We start from the raw sequence: 18,595 nt of genomic DNA, 5'->3' as shown, positions 1-18,595 counted from the left end.
ACACAAGACAGATAGATATCTAGATATATAGATATGTTTGATTGAGCAAAACCGGCCGACGAGGGCAATCCGACCGCTACAGCTTTTCGCGAACGAATTCCCTGAACTCGCCGATCACGGTTTCGTTTCGTCGGTAGTACGTCCACTTCCCGATGCGCTCGGACTCGAGCAGACCCACATCTTTCATGCCCTGCAGGTACCCCGAGATCACCGACTGGGCAAGTCCCGATCGCCCCTGAATGTCACCGACACAGACTCCGATGTGAAACCCGAGATCCTGTTGCGTGTACGAGTCCTCGTCGAAATACTTCGCCGGATGCGCGAGCCACTCCAAGATCTGCAGACGAGTCGCGTTGGACAGCGCCTTGAAGATCGCCAAAGCATCCATGGACCGCACCCCTTCTCCTCGCCAACCGGAACGCATCTACTTTTATGGATATGTTTGGCGAAGTCAAGCCCGATTCGGACGCAAAGCTACGTACGTCACATCGACGCATTTGAAGTGAGCTGTGCCACTTACGTTTCGACGACCTGCGGAAATCTCAGCGCCGACTTTCTATCTGTGACGACTTGTTTATAGTTATCGCCAACAACGAATTGCCGGAAGTTTCCGGTTCGCCCGAGAATGCTCGCGGGTGAACACAATTCGCTCAACACCAGCCGTACCCGGCTAGTCATTCGGGAGTCGAACCATGAACACACCGCATCAGTTCAGGGCCGTCCCCACATGGTGATGTCGAAGCTCGCCAAGTGGCAGCTGGTCGCCCTCGTCGTGGTTGCACTCCTGGGTTTGATCTATGTCGGAGCGAAATACGTACGGCTGGACAATCTTCTGGGATTCGGCCAATACACGGTCAAAACCGAACTGGCGACGTCCGGTGGCATCTTCACCAACGCCGAAGTGACCTATCGCGGTGTACCCGTCGGACGCGTCGGCGACATGTCGCTCACGTCCGACGGAATCGAAGTCGACCTGTTGATCGACAGCAATGCTCCACAGATTCCCGCATCCGCGCGAGCCGTGGTGGCCAATCGCTCAGCCATCGGTGAACAGTACGTCGACCTTCAGCCCGATACCGACCAGGGCCCGTTCCTCGAAGACGGCTCGGTGATCGCCGTGGGCGACACCACCACGCCGATTCCCATCGAGAACGTCTTGACCAGCGCCAACGGTCTGGTGCACTCCGTTCCGGTCGACGCACTCCACACCGTCGCGAAGGAACTCGGCGCGGCATTCAACGGCAAGGGCGAAGATCTGCAAGTCCTTGCCGACTCGCTGTCGGGGATTTCCCAGTCGGGCCTCGACACCCTTCCCCAGACCCTCGGACTGATCCGCGACAGCCAGACGGTACTCACGACCCAGTCCGATCAATCGTCGGCGATCAAGCAGTTCAGCACCGACCTCGACGCACTGACTGCGCAATTGCGCACCAGCGACCCCGACATCCGACGCGTGATCGACAACGGCATACCGGCCAGCGAACAAGTCGGCTCTCTCGTCACCGAAGCCGGCCCCGCGCTCACGACCAACCTCTCCAACCTCTCCGCCGTTGCAGCGGCAGCCGCCCCGACACTGCCCTCGCTGCAGCCCTTCCTGCTCTTCCTGCCTGCCCTCGCCGGGGCGGCGCCCACCGTTGCACCGGGAGACGGCACGGTACATCTGGGCTTGGTACTCGAGACCAACAACCCGCTCTCGTGCACCGTCGGTTACGAAGGGACCATGGCGATCCTCGACGAGATGAAGCGCAAAGACCCGAACTTCGACGACACGACGCAGAACTTCCCGTTGAACACTGCCGCCAACTGCCAGGCACCTCAGGGCAGCGAAACGGGAGTTCGGAGCGCCAACCGCATCGCGTTCGCCGACCCGAACACCTCGCAACCGTGGGACAGCAAGCCCAAGGTGGACCCGGACAAGCTGAACCTGAACCCGATTGCCACTCAACTCGCACCGATGCTCGGTGCGACCCCGAAGTAGCCGTAAACAACTGGCACCGTCGACGCTCCGCGACGATGATGATGTGATGTCGCAAGGAACGCCTGAAGGCGAGTCACAGAGCATGTCACGAAGTTTCGAGGAACTTGTCGCCGAAGCCGAATCCGCCTCCGTCGACGGGTGGGACTTCTCGTGGCTCGACGGGCGCGCCACGGAGCAGCGTCCGTCGTGGGGGTATCAGAGGTTGATGGGTGAACGTCTCGGTGGAGCCGGCGCTGCGCTGGACATCCAGACCGGCGGCGGCGAAGTCCTCGCCGCTGCACCGACACTCCCGCCGGTGATGGCGGCAACCGAATCCTGGCCACCGAACGTAACCAAGGCCACCGCGCTTCTGCGTCCCCGAGGTGTGGTGGTGGTCGCGGATCCGGACGAGCCACCGCTACCGTTTGCCGATTCGGCTTTCGATCTGGTGACCAGTCGACACCCTGCGACGGTGTGGTGGGCCGAGATCGCTCGGGTACTCGAACCGGGAGGAACGTACTTCGCTCAACATGTCGGTCACGCCAGCGTGTTCGAACTCGTCGAGTTCTTCCTCGGTCCTCAGCCGCAGGCTCGTCGCGGACGGCACTACGAGGACGAAAGCGCCGACGCGATTTCGGCCGGGCTCACCGTCGTCGACCTTCGTTTCGAGCGTCTTCGCATGGAATTCTTCGATATCGGCGCCGTTGTCTACTTCTTACGCAAGGTGATCTGGATGGTTCCGGGATTCACCGTCGCGCAGTATCTGGACCGGCTCCGGGAACTCGATCAGCAGATCCGTCGAGACGGATCTTTTGTCGCGTACTCGAGTCGATTTCTGATCGAGGCGCGCAAATAGCCCCGCATTACGCGGGGTGAATGGTCTTCCAGTGCTCGGCGATGTCGATTCGCCGCGTGATCCAGACCTTTTCGTGTGACTGCACATGGTCCAGGAAACGCTCGAGGGCGGCAGCTCGGGCAGGGCGTCCGACTATGCGGCAGTGCAACCCGACGGAGAGCATCTTCGGTGATCCGGCCGTTCCCTCCGCATACAGCACGTCGAAGGCGTCACGTAGGTGCGCAAAGAACTGATCGCCGCTGGGAAATCCTGCTGGAGAGGCGAAACGCATGTCGTTGGTATCGAGCGTGTACGGAACGACGAGATGCTTCACCGACTCTGTGCCACGCGGAACGTCTACCCAGTACGGCAGATCGTCGGCGTACGAATCGGAGTCGTAGACGAAGCCGCCGTGCTCGACCACCAATTCGCGGGTGTTCGGTGAATCGCGTCCGGTATACCAACCGAGAGGCGCCGAACCCGTCAGATCTTGCAGAATCTGGACTGCCTCGGCCATGTCGGCGCGTTCACGCTCGATGTCCACGGATTGGTAAGACTTCCAACGTAATCCGTGACACGCGATCTCGTGACCCAACTCCTGAAAAGCACTGACTGCTTCCGGGTTACGCTGCATTGCCCGCGCCACCGCAAAGACCGTGAGAGGCAGGTTTCGCCGCTCGAAGGTCTGCAGGACACGCCACAACCCGGCCCGGGAGCCGTACTCGTACAGCGATTCCATGCTCATGTGTCGATTCGGAAATGCCTCCGCCGGAGTCATTTCCGACAGAAAAGTCTCCGAAGCCGCGTCCCCGTCGAGGACGTTGTTCTCGGCTCCCTCTTCGTAGTTGAGTACGAACTGAACCGCTATCCGCGCGTCGCCGGGCCAGTGCGGATGCGGCGGATGAGGGCCATACCCCACCATGTCCCGGGGATAGTCGTCGCGCGGATAGTCGCTCATGGCAACAACTTTACCGTCAGCGCCCGGAGATCACAGCGCGAGCAGCGTCGGTGAGTACGCCGAATACTCTCAGCCGCGCCAGGCCACCGTCCGGGAAGATGTCCAGACGAACATCGGTGACCGGAACTTCGGAATCGATCGGAAAGCGATGGCGCGTGTCCGGACGCAGCGTCGTACGCGGCAACAGTTCGAACCACTCCCCTTCCGGAGTTCGGCCGGTCAGAGCGCCCTCACCTGGACTGTTTCCGAGGAAGTACGAGGTGTCGATCTCGACGAAACTCAACACGCCTTCACCCGCGAGTTGTACTTGCACCCAGTCGTTTCCGTCGTCGCGGCGCCTGGCGGTCTCCCACCCGTCCCCCATCGAAGCAGCGCGTCCGGGGAACAGAATGTTCTGCGGTGAGCTGTAGAACATGTTGGAGCAATCGGTCACGCGGCCACCGTTTTCGAGTGCTGCAAGGTCCAACGGCCCGGCATCGAGGAAACGCGGGTCTGGCCGTGCTTCACCGTGAACACGGAATCTCGCAACGCCGCCGTCCGGATAAATGGTCAGCTTGACGTGCGTCCATCGATCCTCCGAAACCACCGAGAACGGATTCTCCGAGTCACCGTGCACGGTCGAGCGTTCGACGATGGTTGTCCACTCGCCGGATCCGGCCAGGTCGACGGGATCCGGATACCCGTCGACGGAGATTGCTTCCACCGAGATCTCGGGCGGGTAATTGCCCTTGAACCACGCGGTGTCGACCACGACGCCCCGCACCACTCCAGGAACACCGAGGCGCACGATCGCCTCGTCATGACCTGCCACACGGCGACGACGCGTCTCCCAACCGTCGTACACCTGCCCCTTGTGTCCGAACGTCGCCGGCTGGTATCCGGCTTTACCTGGTCGGATCAGGGCCTCGCGCTCGGCGAATGCCTCGTCGTTCGCCCAGATGACGGCTCCGCCGAGGGTGCGCAGTGCCAGGTCGGGCAGCAAGGTGAATTCGGTGGTGCTCATCGGTCAGTGTTCTCCTGTGATCGGTGTGGTGCGTCCTACGAGGTGGTGGAGTGCGTTGGTGTCCGCGCTCGGGGCGAGCCGGAGAACTTCGGATTCTGGATAAGCCCCCGCGTCGAGCCCACGCAGTACCACCGCTGCCAGCGCCTGGGCAGTTGCAGGTTCGTCCATCACGTCGCCACCTTGGCGCCCCAGGTACGACTGGATGCGCGGGGCAGCGGCGCCGAGCGCGTTGCGGTAGAAGCCGAACGTGGCGAGCCAGCGGGTGACCAGATGTCCGGGGTGCATGTCCCACCCCTGGTAGTAACCGCGTTCCAGGGACCGCGTGACGAGGCGGTGGTGCCGAGTGATCGCGTCGCGGATCGCCGTGGCGCTCCCGACGGGCGCGACCTGAGTTGACCCGTCGCACACCCAGACGCCGGTCTGCGCGGCAGCAACCAACATGAGAGCCTTTGCGTGGTCTGCCACCGGATGTTCGAGCGACTGATGACGCGATGCAATTCCGCAAGCCGCACTGTAATCGTAAGTGCCGTAATGCAAACCGGTCAGACGGCCGGCACCGCGATGGATGGCCTGAGCAACTGCCACAGTTCCGTCGGCAGCGATGACCGCCTGCGGGCTCTCGATCTGCAGCTCGAACCGAAGCGACCCGGTCTCGAGTCCGTGCGCCTTCTCCAGTTCTTCGCAGAGCACCACCGTCGCCGTGACCTGCTCCACCGCGCGCAGTTTGGGAACGGTGAAGACAAATCCGTCCGGCACTCCGCCGGCCGCGTCGAGCACAAGCTCGAGCGTCCTGATCGAGCGCCGACGCTCACCGGCCGGCAGCCCTTTGAACCTGATGCCACCCCAGTTCGGCCCGGCAGGATCAGCGCTCAACGCCGCAAGCGTCCGCCCGGCCGACGTCGCTGCTGCGTCTTCTTCTTCGTCGCTGCGGCGTCCGTACCCGTCCTCGAAATCGATCCGAAAGTCTTGGACCGGCTTGCGGCCGAGTTGAACTCGCACATCTGCGAGCGCATTCTCCGTGTCGAGATCGGCGAACACATGCGCATGGGAATCGAGAAGCGCGATCGCCTGCTCACCCCAGAGACGAGGGGTGTCGACGGTTGCATCCGCGGCACTGACGTAAATCGTGTGCACGGGCTGGATCTCGTCACGGTTTCCCGGGTACTGCGCCGCGAGCCGCTCGTCCACCGGATCCAGAAGTCCGTCCAGACGATCGTGGACGGCGGCGGAGAGTCGGGATTCTGTCATCGGACGATCTTCGCAGAACGTCCGCGAGCCCGCAGGTTCTCACGCCGCCGATCCAGTCCGGGTCAGCGACCCCCGACGAACGGAACGTTGACGAAGCTCGGCCGATCCGCAGCCAATTCGATGTGCTGCGGCTTCAGTTGGCTGTCGGCAAGCATCGGCCCGAGCGCCAGGTATCGCGGCACGCTGGCAGCGTAGACGTCGACGCGGAGCCGGTGACCGGGTTGTAGCACTGCGTCCGTCGGGAGCATGTTGATGTCGACGGCGGTGACCTCACCGGGAACCACCGGCTGACGCGTGTCGATCGTCAGATAGTGGTGCGGTTCACTGTAGTCACCGTTGGCCGAGCGAGTGCTCTTGGAATCGTCGACCGCCCGGAGCGACGCAGTCAGAGCGCCGTTCGTGATCGGTGTCGATGTTCCGTCCGGCGCTACGTCGTTGACCGTCGCTGCCCAGAATCCGTCCGTCGCGTCCAGGACTGTCTCGAGGTGGACGTTGATCGGGCCCGAGAGTGAGGTCGGCTCCGCGACTGCCTCACCGGTGAACGTCAGACCCTCCGCTTCCTGGAATCGGGAATCCTTGGAACACGACGCACCGAGCACCACGGAGATCCCGGCAGTGCCCTGAGTGCCGTCACCGGAGCAGAAGCCTCGCAGTCCGGGTGCGACTGTCAATCGCGCTGCGGCACTGGGCTGGTCACTGGTCAGTGAACCGTCGTAGGCCGCGTGTGCGGCAGTTCCGCTGGGCGCGGAGTTCAGATACATACGTTCGTACGTCGCGCCCGCTCGCGGGAACTGATCATCCGTGATCCATCCGCCACCTTGCTGGAACATCGTCACCGGACCGTATCGCTCGATTCCGTTGTCGATGCCCTTGAGCCACTTGTCGAACCACGCGCGTTCGAGTACGTCGAGGCGCGGCGGCGCACCGTCCTTGCCGAATCCTCCACCGGGAGTGACGTGATAGCCGTTGCCCATGATCAACTGCTTCTGCCCGGCCGGCAGATCGATTCCGTTGTAGATCCGCGGCTCGCTGTTGGCGAAGATGTCGTGCCAACCGCCGTAGACCATCGTCGGAACAGTGATGTTGCCGACGTCAGCGGATCGGTCCTGATAGAACTGACCGTCCTGTGCGACTTGCAGAGTCGACGGTGACACGTCCTCGATTCTCTGGGCCGTCATCGCTTGTACCAGTTCAGGAATCAGGGTGCCGGGATCCTCGAGGCGGCTCGCCAACCACAGTGGATCGAAGTTGCCTTGCAGGATGTCCTGAACGTTCGGAATGAGTTTGAGCCCGTTGACCGCGGTCAGCCACAACGGCATGAACCCGACTCCGAGTCCGCCACCGGTTCCGACGATGTCGCGTAGCAGATCGTTGCCTGGTTCGACCGGGAAGATTGCCTTCAACGCAGGCGGATTGTTACTCGCGGCCTGTACGGAGTTGATCGCGGAGTACGAGATTCCGGCCATCCCCACCTTGCCGTCGGACCACCCCTGCTTGCTCATCCAATCGATGACTTCGACCGAATCCTGTTGCTCGCGCTTGCCGAGCACGTCCCAATTACCTTGGGAGAAGCCGGTTCCACGAGCGTCGACCACTACCTGCGTGTATCCGTTCTGGACCAGATCACGGTTGACGCCGAGAACCCTGGCGCCTCCGCCGGCTATGACGCCCGTCAACTCCGAGACTCCGTCGAACGGCGCCGCGAGGTCGAGCGAGTTCGCCACGTCCATCAACGTCTCACCCACCTGCGGGATCGACAGAGCTGAATCCACCAACGTGTCCAGCAGTTTCGTGTACGGAGTTATGTTGAGAACCGAAGGCGCCTTCGATTCCACAGCGCGCCCGGACGCATCCGCCGGTCGGTACACATTTGCCTGCAGAACCGTGCCGTCACTCATCGTGATGGGTACGTCCCACTCGACGGAGACGCCCGGATACTGCGGCGCAGTCTCCGTGGCCGCGAGCCAGGTCTGTCCGTCCGACCCTCCCGTCGGATCCGCGGAAGCGACGGCGCTCGGCACCGTCAATCCCACGACGCACAGCCCCACCGCAATCGTTGTCGACCTTCGACGTAGTAGTCGTGTCCTCACGAAAACCCCAATTTTCTGTTGTGATGACCCAGCCCTGCCCCCACGACAGTGACCGGCGTCACGAACTTACCGGATAGTAACTTCCGTCCCATATGTCGTCAATAGGTCTCGATGCCGCCCGGACGGCTAGCTTTGAAGATGTGTCACGATCTCCCCTTCCCGTCCGCGACGGCCTGAACCCGAGTCGCATCCGTCAGCCAGACGACGGCATGTGGGCGACGACGCTCGACTACCTGCTCGAACGGTTTCCCCAGGACGCCGTCCGCCTACGGGAGAAAGTCGCAGCCGGGGAGGTCGTCGACGAGAAGGGCGTCGCGATCACCGAGACGAGCGGTTTCGCCCCCCGGCGTTTCGTCTACCTGTACCGCGACGCTCCGGTCGAAGCGCGGGTGCCGTTCGAGATCGACATCCTCTATCGGGACGAAAACATCCTGGTCGTGGACAAGCCGCACTTTCTCGCGAGCACGCCCCGCGGGCGATACATCGCCGAATCGGCCTTGGTGCGGTTGCGTCGGGATCTCGATCTGCCGGAGTTGAGTCCAGCGCATCGCCTCGACCGCGTCACGGCAGGACTGCTGCTGTTCACCGTGCATCAGGCGGCCCGGCGCGGCTATCAGACCATGTTCGCCGACCGCCGCGTCACCAAGGAATACGAGGCCATCGCGCGTTACGACGCGCAGGTGAGCACTCCCGCGATCGTGCGCAGTCGCATCGTGAAAGAAAGGGGCGTGCTCAAGGCCGCGGAGATCGAGGGCGAACCCAACAGCGAGTCGCGGATCGAACTGATCGAGACGCGAGACGGCTTCGCGCGGTACCGGTTGATTCCCCATACCGGCAAGACCCATCAACTTCGCCTGCACATGACCTCGCTCGGGCTCCCGATCCACGGCGACAACTTCTATCCCGACTTCTACGACGTTGCCGCAGAGGATTATTCGAACCCGCTGCGCCTGCTGTCGAAGGTTCTCGAGTTCGAGGATCCCACGACCGGCCGGCTGCAACGGTTCGAAAGTCGGCGGACCCTGTCCTGGCCGGACGAATCAGGCCGTGGCGACTCGCCGTAGGGACCCCGGACCCTTCCACTGCGCCTCCGATACCGGGAGGATGGAAGCGCAGACCGCACCGCAAGAGGAGACCAGATGAGCAAGACCGCCGTCGTACCCGAAGCCGTACGGGAGATCGAGCGCAAGTACGAGGCGCCGGCCGAGCAGGAAGTTCCCGCGCTGGGTGGACTTCCCGGTGTCGTCGGCGAACCGGTCCACGACTCGATACAGCTCTCTGCCACCTACTTCGACACCGCCGACTACCGGTTACTCGCCGAGAAGATCACGCTGCGCAAGCGTGAGGGCGGCGACGACGCGGGGTGGCACATGAAACTTCCCGCAGGCGAGGACACTAGAACCGAAATCCAGCTTCCCCCGGACGAGAGCACCGATGTGCCCTCGCCGCTGGCGAGTCTGATCCGGGCGGTCATCCGCGGCCACGATCTGGTGCCGGTCGCCCTGATCATCACCGATCGGGAGCGCACCAGACTCAACGGCGAAAACGGTGTTCTGCTTGCCGAAGTGGTCTCCGACACCGTCATCGCCTGCAAGGCAGACGGTTCCGGTGAGTCGACGTGGCAGGAAGTCGAGGTCGAACAAGGCGCAGGCGGGCAAGCCCTGGCCGATGCAATCGAGTCGGTTCTACTGGACGCGGGGCTCGAGCGTTCTGCGAGTCCGTCCAAACTCAAACGAGCACTGGGCACTTCGGTCACTCCATACGTCGGCCACGAGGTCACCACTGGCAAAGCGTCGAATCCGCGAATTCTGTTGCGTAATTACCTCATCGAACAACTGCGCGCACTGGTCGCCGCGGATCTCGGCACGCGCCGCGCCGACGACGAAGCCGTTCACGACTTCCGGGTCGCAGCACGTCGTATCCGCAGCGCTCTACAGTCGTACGCCGGTCACTCCCCCAAGACCGACGATCTCATCACGGATCTTCGGTGGATCGGTGGAAAGTTCGGTGACGCCCGCGACGTCGAGGTCCAGTGGGAGCGTCTCGTGGAACGACTCGGTGAAATCGACGAGATGCCCGAGCGAGAAGCAGTGCGCGCTCGAATCGACGAGTACTTCTCGGCCCGCGGTGAAACCGCACAGGAAACCGCCCTCGAAGCGCTCGATTCCGAGCGCTACACCACACTGCTCGATCGACTCGACGAGTACGTCGGCGACCTCGAATTCGACACTGCCGCCCACCGTGTAGGAAAGAAGGCGTCGGCGCGAGAGTTGGCTCATACCCTGCGCCATCTAGCTCACAAGGTCGGTAAGCGGGTCGATCACGTCTTCGATGCCGATACCCGCACCGAGCGTGACGAGCGAATGCACCGCGCACGCAAGGGCGCCAAGCGGATGAAGTACGCGATCGAGGTCATGGAACCGGTGTCGAAGAGCCGGGCCAAGCGTGCCTTGAAGCATTTCAGCCACTTCCAGGACGTTCTCGGCGAGCATCAGGATTCCGTTGTAGCCCAACATCATCTGCTCGAAATTGCTGCGGAGCAGGAGCACACCTCGCTCACCAGTTTCGGATTGGGCATGGCCTACCGACGAGAACTGGAAATCGCCGACGGGCAATCAACACTGCTCCGCAAGACGTGGAAGGAAGCCGTCAAATCAGCGTCGTCACTCTGGTGACCAGGCTGCAACCAGTCGACCGATCTCGATCATTTCAGAGGAGTAGACATGAACACACTTGCAGGACACCAGGACGTCGTCGCCGGTATCGACGGATCCGAGGCCTCGACGGCGGCGGCCCGGTGGGCAGCCTCGGTCGCGAACGCGGTGAACTCACGACTGATTCTGGTGCATGCCCTGCCGCAGGAGGGTCCGATTTACAGTCCCGCTGCAGTGATGTTGCAGTCGCAGTTCCTCAGCCAGATCCGCGAAGACGGCGAAGCGATCGTCGATGCCGCCGCCGCGGTGATTTCAGCTGAATTCCCGGAACTGACCATCGAATCCGAGATCGCACCGGGCCCGGCGTCGACGCACATCCTCGAATCCTCGGGTACCGCACGCCTGATCGTGATGGGGTCGACCGGATCCGGCGCACTGCGCTCGCGACTGCTCGGATCGACCGCACTGAAGGTGGCAAATCACGCAACCTGTCCGGTCACCGTCTGGCGTGGTTCGGCGGAGAATCCCGGTCCGGATCAACGTCCCGTCATCGTCGGAGTCGACGGAAGTGCGTTGAGCAAGAAGGCCGTCGAGTACGCGTTTCGTTATGCCGATCAGTTCGACGCGCCGCTTATCGCGGTCCACACCTGGCAGGGCTCGTCCACCTTCCGCGAAGGCGGAGCGGGAATCCTCATCGACTGGGAGGCCGTCGAGCAGGAGGAATCGGCACTGCTGGCAGAGAACCTGGCCGGCATGGCCGATCAGTACCCGGACGTGCCGGTCACCCGCATCAGTGAACCCGGCGCCGCCGCCCCCGTCATGCTCAAGTACGCCGACGACGCGCAGTTGATAGTTGTCGGAAGCCATGGCCGCAGTGCGATGGCCGCCGCCGTGATGGGCTCGACCAGCCAGAATCTGCTGCACCATGCGCCAGGGCCGGTCATGATCTGTCGCGCCTGAATTGCTGTGCGCCTTTATTAACCCCCCGCGGTTAATAAAGGCGCACAGCAGGGGTCAGGCGAGGCCCGTCCCCACCAGCTGACCTACTCCGTACGTCACAGCCATCGCGAGCGCGCCGCCGATCACCACTCTCAGCACCGCTCTGGTCTTGCGGGCTCCGCCGAGCGTCGCGCTGATCGTCCCCGTCAGTGCAAGTGCGATCAGCACTGCAAAGAAGGCGATGGGGACGCGGATACCCGTCGGCGGCAACAGAATTGCGACCAACGGGATCGCCGCACCGATCGTGAACGAGATTGCCGACGAAATCGCCGCATGCCATGGATTGGTGAGATCGTCCGGGTCGATACCCAATTCGACTTCGACGTGTGCCGCAAAAGCATCGTGCTCGGTCAATTCTTCGGCGACGCGGCGGGCCGTCTCCGGACTCAATCCCTTGTTCTCGTAGATCTCGGTCAGTTCCTGGAGTTCCGCCTCCGGTGTCTCGAGGAGTTCCTTCTTCTCCTTCTGCAGGAGTGCGCGTTCGGTGTCTCGCTGAGCGCTGACCGAGACGTACTCACCCAACGCCATGGACACAGCACCGGCAACCAGACCAGCGAAACCGGCCGTGAAGATCGCGGAGCGCTCGGTTGTGGCTGCCGCGACACCGACCACGAGGCCTGCGGTCGAGACGATTCCGTCGTTTGCCCCCAGAACACCTGCACGCAGCCAATTCAGGCGATTGTTCAAACTCGGTGCGTGAGGTTCCGATTCCCCACCGGGCGCCCCGTCGGTCAACTGCACACTGTCTCCGGACATGGCAACAGATTAGGACGATCAGTCCGGTTGCGATAGCAATCTGAGCCTGTCCTTCGCGTACTGATATATTCCCAGACAGAACCCAACCAAGCATTTGCTAGGTTATGAAACGGCACACCTCTGGAGGCATTGTGAGCGCAGCACGCACCGCTTTTGTCAGCGGCGGAACCGGTGGAATCGGGTCGGCGATCGCCCTGACTCTCGCCGAACGCGGGCACGACGTCGCCTTCACCTACCGAAACAACAAGGACGCTGCCGAGCAACTGAGCGAGCAGATTCGAGCGCATGGCGTGCTCGCCCACTCGTACTCTCTCGACTTGACCGACGAGTTGTCGATCAGCGTCGCCGTCCGCGATGCGGTCAGCGATCTGGGCGCATTGACGACCCTCGTCCACGCTGCGGGACCGCACGTCCCGATGACGCACCTCTCACGTGTGACTCCGGCGTTCTTCACCGAACAACTGAACCAGGAAGCCGCGGCGTTCTTCACGCTCGTCCACACCGCCCTGCCTGCGCTGCGTGCATCCTCGGGTTCGGTGGTAGCGGTAACAACCGCGGCAACGGATCGTTTTCCCGTGCGTGACGGACTCTCCGCAGGCACCAAAGGGGCTGTCGAACAACTTGTTCGCGGATTCGCCGCAGAGGAAGGACGCTACGGCGTTCGGTTCAACGCGGTAGGACCAGGCATGTTGACGGACGGAATGGCGGAGCGACTGATCAACTCCGCCGAACTCGACCAGAGCGCACTCGACGTGACAATGAGCCGAATTCCGTTGAAGCGCTTCGGATCAGCTGCCGACATCGCCGAAGCAGTATGTTTCCTCGCAAGCGACGCGGCCGGATTCATCAGCGGTCAAAAGCTCAACGTCGACGGCGGCTACACCGTCTGAGCGCTATCCACCCAACTTGCGAAAGACCAGTCGCACGGCAAGTTCGAGGTGCGCCATCACCTCGTCCGTCGTCATCCGGCCGGCAACCCACGAGACCAGACTCGACATCCAGACGTCGTCGATGACCTTCACCGCATCCATCTGCTGTTGCGAGACTTCCTCGACGCCGATCGCCTTCGCGAACATCTCGGTCACGACCCCACCGAGCGCGTTGAGTTCCGGAGTCGCCGACGCGTCCGCGAACATGTACGCCCGAACCAACGCTTCGTAACGGAGGTGATCGGTCTCGAGGACCTCCGTATTCTTGCGCAGCACAAACAGAATCCGGTCCGACGGAGTCTCCCCCGGGATTACAAAGTCTTGGAATCTGTCACGCAAACCCTCGAACATCCACAACAATGCGACGACAAGCATGTGGTTCTTGGACGGGAAATACCGGTAAACAGTGCCGATCGCGACGCCGGCGCGATCGGCCACCGATCGCATCTGCACCGCGTCGTAGCCGCCTTCGGAGGCGGATTCCATTGCGGCGTCGACAATCCGGCGAAAACGCGCTCGTTGCGACGGCGTCGTACGACGTCCGGTCACCGAGCTACGTTCGACCACCGACTGGTCTGCCTTGTCGCCACCTGCCATGTCCACAACCCTAATTAGACGTCGTTTTGCCGACTCCCAATGTAGCCGCCCAACGCAATCGTCGGGTGCATGACTGCCCGCTTCCGAGCTGGCCGCCAGTAGGGCTGGCCGAGATCAGGAAGCGCGCCGCGGCCGATCGGATCGGCCGCGTCTACGTGGATCTTCCGACCAGTCGCGCGACGGTGCGCGTCGGCCCGGCGCTTGAGTCCGGCGCCTGTCGGGTTGCGGCGCCCGTCGCTCCGGTCGGCGTTGACCAGTAGGGGCCGGCTGGGCGCGGCGAGCAGGCGGCCGACGTCGGTCAGTCTGTGGCTTCTTGGCAATGCCGAACCGAGGCTTGCCGAAGACCAGCGGAATCCAACCGCGACCGCTGCTCTCGGCCGAGGCGACAGCCTCGGGCTCACGGAAGGCTGCGTGCGCGATGAGCCCGAACATCAGCAAGGTGGTGATCATCGACGTTCCGCCCGCCGAGATGAGCGGTAGTTGCAGACCGGTCACCGGGATCAGGCCAACGACGTAGGCGATGTTGATGAACGCCTGCACGACGATCAACGTCGTTGCTGTCGCCGTCATGACCTTGAGGAACGGATCGGTCGACCGCTTCGCGATTCGCAGTCCGACGATCAGAACCGCGGCGAAGAGAGCAACGACGATCAGCGCACCGACCAGACCCAACTCTTCACCGATCACGGCAAAAATGAAGTCGTTGTGCGCCTGCGGGAGGTAACTCCATTTGGCGTCGGACTGCCCCAGACCGCGACCGAAGATGCCGCCGTTCGCCAAGGCGTACTTGGCCTGAGTGCTCTGGAAGTTCAAGCCTTGCGGGTCGAGATCAGGATTGAGGAAAGCCTTGATGCGATCCGAGCGGTAACCAGCAGTAAGCCCGAGCACGAGAAATGCGACTGCGGAACCGAGCGTGAGGCTGATGAACGTCTTCATCCGGAACAGCCCGAACCACAGCACCGACATGAAGATGATGCCGATGGTGATCGTGGTTCCGAGGTCCTTCTCCAACACCACCAGAACCAGAACCAGCAGCGTCGTACCGCCGATCACCGGCAGCGCACGGTTGACATCCATCCGCGCGTTCATGAACGACGCAACCGTCGCCGCGGACCAGATCGCCAGAGCAAGTTTGGCCAGCTCCGACGGCTGGAAGGAAATACCCGCGATCACAAACCAGCTGCGAGCACCCATCTGTTCCGAGCCGATACCTGGAATCAGCACCAGGACAAGCAGAACAAGACACAGGATCAGCAGCCATGGTGAGGCTCTACGCATCGTTTCGGTCGGCAACCGCACGACCGCCACGAACATCACCAAACCGATCGCTGCGAACATGCACTGCGGCCAGAAGCGGGCGTAGGACGTCCCGGACAGAACATAGGATTCGACGCCCGAAGACGACAGCACCATCAGCAGTCCGAACGCGACGATCAGCACGACCAGACCGACGATCATATGGAAATCGAACAGTGGCCGATTCGTCCACATCGCCGTTCGAGCGCGGAAGGGTGTCGATGTGCGGTCACGTTTGTCCGACGATCCACGGGGTGAGTTAACTGGCTCTCCACTCCCGCGACCGTTGGGCTTGTCTTCACTGCGACCGGTCACCACACAAGTATCGTCCCACGACTCCTAACCCATGGGTAACACAAGTCCCATGAGTCACACGGGCTCGGCCTCCCGAGGTCCATGGAGACCCACGAAATACCAGGTCACGTCCTTCGCCGGCGTCGGTCTGCCACCGCCCCCGCCAACGAGAGCGTCAACATGACCACGCAGACGGCAAGCGCGATCCCGAACGCACGTCCGTATCCGTCGGGCGACGATCCGAGTACACCGAGATACAACCCCGATACCGCGGCCAGCGAGATGGTCGCTGACAGGCGCTGAGACAGTTGAAGGAAACCCGCCGCAACACCGTTCGCGCCCGGCGGTGCATATTCGAGAGTCAGCACCCGATTGGGCGCGTCGACCAAACCGCTGGCAACTCCCGACAACACCGCCAGGACCACCAGCACCGGGATCAGATGTTCCCGCGGAATCAGATTGACCGCTGCGATGTACCCGAGGATGACAAGGATCTCGCCGACTATGGCAAAAACCACTGCACTTCGGCCGAACCTGGCAACCAGCCGCCATCCGAAAGCCGACGTCAATGCCATCGCGAGTGAGCTACCGGTCATGATCAACGCCGCACTCAGCGGGGCGAAGCCCAAACCTTCGATCAGGTAGAGGCTGAGCACCGCGTTGACGGCGAGGATGGATCCGAACCAGAAGAGTGCAACCGTCGTACCCAACCGGAAGCCCCGTGAGGCGATCAACGACGGAAGCAGTACCGGCGTCCCGCCGCGCTCGGCGTACCGACGTTCCCAGAACCAGAAGGCAACGGCAGCGCCGAACGCACCGATCAGGAAAGCCGCAGCCACAGTGACACTGGTTCGGGTCACGATGGGCCACAACAGGAGCCCGGTCGTAGTCGCCAGCAGACACAGCCCAACCGGATCGATCGATGCGCCTGATCGGGTAGTTCGATCACGGCGCAGAAAGCGAAACGCCAAGATCAGAGTGATCACGGCAAACGGCACGTTGAGAACGAGAAGCAACCGCCATCCGAAGTCGGCGTCGGAATACTTCAGCAGAACGCCACCGAGGATCGGTCCGGAAACGCCGGCCAGACCGCCCGCGGTGCTGTAAGCGCCTAACGCCTTCGCCCGAGCCTTTCCGGACACCCGGTCGGTGATGATGCCGAGCACCTGCGAACTGATGGTGCCTGCGCCGATCCCCTGCCCCAGGCGAGCCAACACGATCATCGACGGATCCGACGCACATGCTCCGAGGATTCCCATCACAGCGAAAATGCTCAGCCCCGCCAAGAACAAGCGTCGACGCCCGACGACGTCACCGAGTCGGCCCGCCGGCACAAGGGCCAAGCCGAAAGTCAGCGAATAGCTCGCAAGGATCCACTGCACCTCGGAGGTCGACGCGCCCAGCGACGCCCGGATCGACGGAACCCCGATTCCGAGCACCGCCGAATCGAGAAGGGTGGTGAAGCCCGCGGCTACGCAGACGATGATCTCCCAGCGGACGGCCGAATCGAGCTTGGTGGATTCGGCCGCCGCTGTGACCGTGTGGGACAGGACCCGTTACCCCGCAGCTTCAGACGCGGCCCGACGCGTGAGCGGCGGTCGCAACCCCAAGTGCTCTCGCAGCGTCGACGTGGAGTACTCGGTGCGGTACGCCCCACGCTCCTGCAGTTCCGGGATCAACCAGTCCACGATCTCGTCGAGGCCGGTCGGCACCAGGTACGGCGAGATGTTGAAGCCGTCCGAAGCTCCGTTGCGCACCCAATGGACCAACTGATCTGCCACCTGCCCCGGAGTGCCCGCAAAACCCGAACGCTGCGAGGTCTCGATGGCGACCTGACGTAGGGAAAGATTCTTTGCCTCGGCGAGAGCCCGCCATTCACGTGCAATCGCAATGGGGTCGTTGCCGTCTCGTGCGGAACCGCGCGTCTCGGACACCGGGCGGGCAACCGGATCTTCCTCCGGTAGTGGACCGTCCGGGTCTCGGTCGGAAAGGTCCTTCCCCCACACCAATCCGACAAGGGACAGTGCGGTTTGGCCGGTGAACTGACCTTCGAGGACCCACCGCGCCTTCTCTTCGACCTCGGACTCGTTCTCCGCCAACACGATCTGCGTGCTGGGCAGGATCTTGACGTCGTCCTCCGGTCGCCCGACGCTACGCAACCGAGCCCGAATGTCGTCGGCGAAGTCGAGCGCGCCGTCGAAATGCGTCCCGTGTCGCGAGAAGATGACGTCGGCGTGCGTCGCCGCGAAATCGCGTCCAGTCGGCGAATCGCCCGCTTGAAAGATGACCGGATGTCCCTGTCTGCTGCGGGGAAGCGTCGGCGTCACGGTGATGTCGAACTGCGAAGTCTGGCGGCGTACGTCGCTCACGGCTCCCGGAGTCGACCAGTTCTCGGACGTAGAAGAGTCCGAGATCGCGTCGTCGGCCCACGAATCCCACAGTGCCCGCGCGGTTTCGATGAACTGCCCGGCACGCTCGTAACGCAGGGCGTGGTCGAGGAAACCACCGCGACGGAAATTCTCTCCCGTCCAAGCGTTGTCGGTGGTCACCGCGTTCCAGCCGGCCCGTCCGTCGGAAAGTAGATCGAGGCCGGAGAGTCGACGGGCGAGGTCGGCCGGTTCGTTGTACGTGGTGTTCTGTGTCGCGACCAGCCCGATCTTGTCGGTGATACCGGCGAGGGCGGCCAACTGCGCAATGGCGTCGGGGCGGCCGGCGATATCCAGATCGAGAATCTTGCCGTTCTGCTCGCGAAGGCGAAGGCCCTCACCGAGGAAGAAGGCGTCGAACAGGCCTCGCTCGGCGGTGAGTACCAACCGCCGAAACGTCTCGAAGTCGATCTGGGATCCGCTCGAGGAATCGGACCAGATGGTGGTGTGGTTGACCCCTTGGAAGAAGACGCCGAAGTGAACGTGAGCGTCGGGTCGAGGTACGGCGGAGCGTGATGCAGTCATAGCCGAAATGTCCTTAGCGCGAAGTCAA

The 18,595-nt window shown here is 62.6% G+C and carries 16 protein-coding genes; 6 read left to right on the top strand and 10 right to left on the bottom strand.

What is annotated here, in order from left to right:
- Positions 1–76 precede the first annotated feature (76 nt).
- Positions 77–388, bottom strand: a complete 312-nt coding sequence (locus tag RE4_RS04950; protein WP_060938103.1) for an ArsR/SmtB family transcription factor — start codon at positions 386–388, stop codon at positions 77–79.
- 339 nt (positions 389–727) lie between these two features.
- Between RE4_RS04950 and RE4_RS04945 the strand changes: the two genes are divergently transcribed.
- Entirely contained in the window at positions 728–1,978 is a 1,251-nt protein-coding gene (locus tag RE4_RS04945) for an MCE family protein (protein WP_153211727.1), read from the top strand.
- A gap of 82 nt (positions 1,979–2,060) precedes the next feature.
- Complete coding sequence (locus tag RE4_RS04940; RefSeq protein WP_029256099.1) at positions 2,061–2,813, top strand: class I SAM-dependent methyltransferase; 753 nt, start codon at positions 2,061–2,063, stop codon at positions 2,811–2,813.
- Positions 2,814–2,820: 7 nt separating this feature from the next.
- Here the strand turns inward: RE4_RS04940 and puuE are convergent, their stop codons facing one another.
- The 4 genes from puuE to RE4_RS04920 form a co-directional block, all read right to left on the bottom strand.
- Entirely contained in the window at positions 2,821–3,750 is a 930-nt protein-coding gene (puuE, locus tag RE4_RS04935; RefSeq protein WP_060938102.1) for an allantoinase PuuE, read from the bottom strand.
- A gap of 16 nt (positions 3,751–3,766) precedes the next feature.
- Positions 3,767–4,753, bottom strand: a complete 987-nt coding sequence (gene alc / locus RE4_RS04930; protein ID WP_060938101.1) for an allantoicase — start codon at positions 4,751–4,753, stop codon at positions 3,767–3,769.
- A gap of 3 nt (positions 4,754–4,756) precedes the next feature.
- The gene (locus RE4_RS04925; RefSeq protein WP_060938100.1) at positions 4,757–6,001 is read right to left on the bottom strand and encodes a DUF6986 family protein; all 1,245 of its coding nucleotides are present in this window, start codon (positions 5,999–6,001) and stop codon (positions 4,757–4,759) included.
- Between the two features lie 62 nt (positions 6,002–6,063).
- Positions 6,064–8,091 carry a CocE/NonD family hydrolase gene (locus tag RE4_RS04920; RefSeq protein WP_060938099.1) on the bottom strand — a complete coding sequence of 676 codons (2,028 nt, stop codon included), beginning with the start codon at positions 8,089–8,091 and terminating at the stop codon, positions 6,064–6,066.
- A gap of 140 nt (positions 8,092–8,231) precedes the next feature.
- Here RE4_RS04920 and RE4_RS04915 point away from each other — a divergent pair, with 140 nt between their 5' ends.
- The 3 genes from RE4_RS04915 (at position 8,232) to RE4_RS04905 (ending at position 11,705) form a co-directional block, all read left to right on the top strand.
- Positions 8,232–9,155, top strand: coding sequence for a pseudouridine synthase (locus tag RE4_RS04915; protein WP_081098300.1), 924 nt, complete (start codon positions 8,232–8,234; stop codon positions 9,153–9,155).
- 75 nt (positions 9,156–9,230) lie between these two features.
- Positions 9,231–10,766, top strand: a complete 1,536-nt coding sequence (locus tag RE4_RS04910; protein WP_019745055.1) for a CYTH and CHAD domain-containing protein — start codon at positions 9,231–9,233, stop codon at positions 10,764–10,766.
- Between the two features lie 48 nt (positions 10,767–10,814).
- On the top strand, positions 10,815–11,705 hold the full coding sequence (locus tag RE4_RS04905; protein WP_020970585.1) for a universal stress protein: 891 nt from the start codon (positions 10,815–10,817) through the stop codon (positions 11,703–11,705).
- 54 nt (positions 11,706–11,759) lie between these two features.
- Here RE4_RS04905 and RE4_RS04900 read toward each other — a convergent pair whose 3' ends face one another.
- A complete protein-coding gene (locus RE4_RS04900) occupies positions 11,760–12,500 on the bottom strand; it encodes a VIT1/CCC1 transporter family protein (RefSeq protein WP_019745057.1) in 741 nt (246 codons plus the stop codon).
- 104 nt (positions 12,501–12,604) lie between these two features.
- On the opposite strand from RE4_RS04900, the gene RE4_RS04895 reads away from it, so the two are divergent.
- Positions 12,605–13,390, top strand: coding sequence for an SDR family NAD(P)-dependent oxidoreductase (locus RE4_RS04895; protein WP_020908898.1), 786 nt, complete (start codon positions 12,605–12,607; stop codon positions 13,388–13,390).
- Between the two features lie 3 nt (positions 13,391–13,393).
- Here RE4_RS04895 and RE4_RS04890 read toward each other — a convergent pair whose 3' ends face one another.
- The 4 genes from RE4_RS04890 to RE4_RS04875 form a co-directional block, all read right to left on the bottom strand.
- Entirely contained in the window at positions 13,394–14,026 is a 633-nt protein-coding gene (locus tag RE4_RS04890; protein ID WP_019745059.1) for a TetR family transcriptional regulator, read from the bottom strand.
- Positions 14,027–14,140: 114 nt separating this feature from the next.
- Positions 14,141–15,517 carry a putative lipid II flippase FtsW gene (gene ftsW / locus RE4_RS04885; RefSeq protein ID WP_020908900.1) on the bottom strand — a complete coding sequence of 459 codons (1,377 nt, stop codon included), beginning with the start codon at positions 15,515–15,517 and terminating at the stop codon, positions 14,141–14,143.
- 224 nt (positions 15,518–15,741) lie between these two features.
- On the bottom strand, positions 15,742–17,103 hold the full coding sequence (locus RE4_RS04880; protein WP_164840885.1) for an MFS transporter: 1,362 nt from the start codon (positions 17,101–17,103) through the stop codon (positions 15,742–15,744).
- 69 nt (positions 17,104–17,172) lie between these two features.
- Positions 17,173–18,567 (bottom strand): NtaA/DmoA family FMN-dependent monooxygenase, encoded by a 1,395-nt coding sequence (locus RE4_RS04875; RefSeq protein WP_060938097.1) that lies wholly within the window; start codon positions 18,565–18,567, stop codon positions 17,173–17,175.
- Positions 18,568–18,595: the final 28 nt, after the last annotated feature.

Origin of the sequence: Rhodococcus erythropolis NBRC 15567, from assembly GCF_001552595.1 — a bacterium.
GTDB lineage: Bacteria > Actinomycetota > Actinomycetes > Mycobacteriales > Mycobacteriaceae > Rhodococcus_F > Rhodococcus_F erythropolis.
This window is presented reverse-complemented; position numbering and strand designations above follow the sequence as displayed.

Coding starts and splice junctions, on each gene's coding strand:
- RE4_RS04950 (WP_060938103.1), bottom strand. CDS start 388: ATGGATGCTTTGGCGATCTTCAAGGCGCTGTCCAACGCGACTCGTCTG.
- RE4_RS04945 (WP_153211727.1), top strand. CDS start 728: ATGGTGATGTCGAAGCTCGCCAAGTGGCAGCTGGTCGCCCTCGTCGTG.
- RE4_RS04940 (WP_029256099.1), top strand. CDS start 2,061: ATGTCACGAAGTTTCGAGGAACTTGTCGCCGAAGCCGAATCCGCCTCC.
- puuE (WP_060938102.1), bottom strand. CDS start 3,750: ATGAGCGACTATCCGCGCGACGACTATCCCCGGGACATGGTGGGGTAT.
- alc (WP_060938101.1), bottom strand. CDS start 4,753: ATGAGCACCACCGAATTCACCTTGCTGCCCGACCTGGCACTGCGCACC.
- RE4_RS04925 (WP_060938100.1), bottom strand. CDS start 6,001: ATGACAGAATCCCGACTCTCCGCCGCCGTCCACGATCGTCTGGACGGA.
- RE4_RS04910 (WP_019745055.1), top strand. CDS start 9,231: ATGAGCAAGACCGCCGTCGTACCCGAAGCCGTACGGGAGATCGAGCGC.
- RE4_RS04905 (WP_020970585.1), top strand. CDS start 10,815: ATGAACACACTTGCAGGACACCAGGACGTCGTCGCCGGTATCGACGGA.
- RE4_RS04900 (WP_019745057.1), bottom strand. CDS start 12,500: ATGTCCGGAGACAGTGTGCAGTTGACCGACGGGGCGCCCGGTGGGGAA.
- RE4_RS04895 (WP_020908898.1), top strand. CDS start 12,605: ATGAAACGGCACACCTCTGGAGGCATTGTGAGCGCAGCACGCACCGCT.
- RE4_RS04890 (WP_019745059.1), bottom strand. CDS start 14,026: ATGGCAGGTGGCGACAAGGCAGACCAGTCGGTGGTCGAACGTAGCTCG.
- ftsW (WP_020908900.1), bottom strand. CDS start 15,517: ATGTGGACGAATCGGCCACTGTTCGATTTCCATATGATCGTCGGTCTG.
- RE4_RS04875 (WP_060938097.1), bottom strand. CDS start 18,567: ATGACTGCATCACGCTCCGCCGTACCTCGACCCGACGCTCACGTTCAC.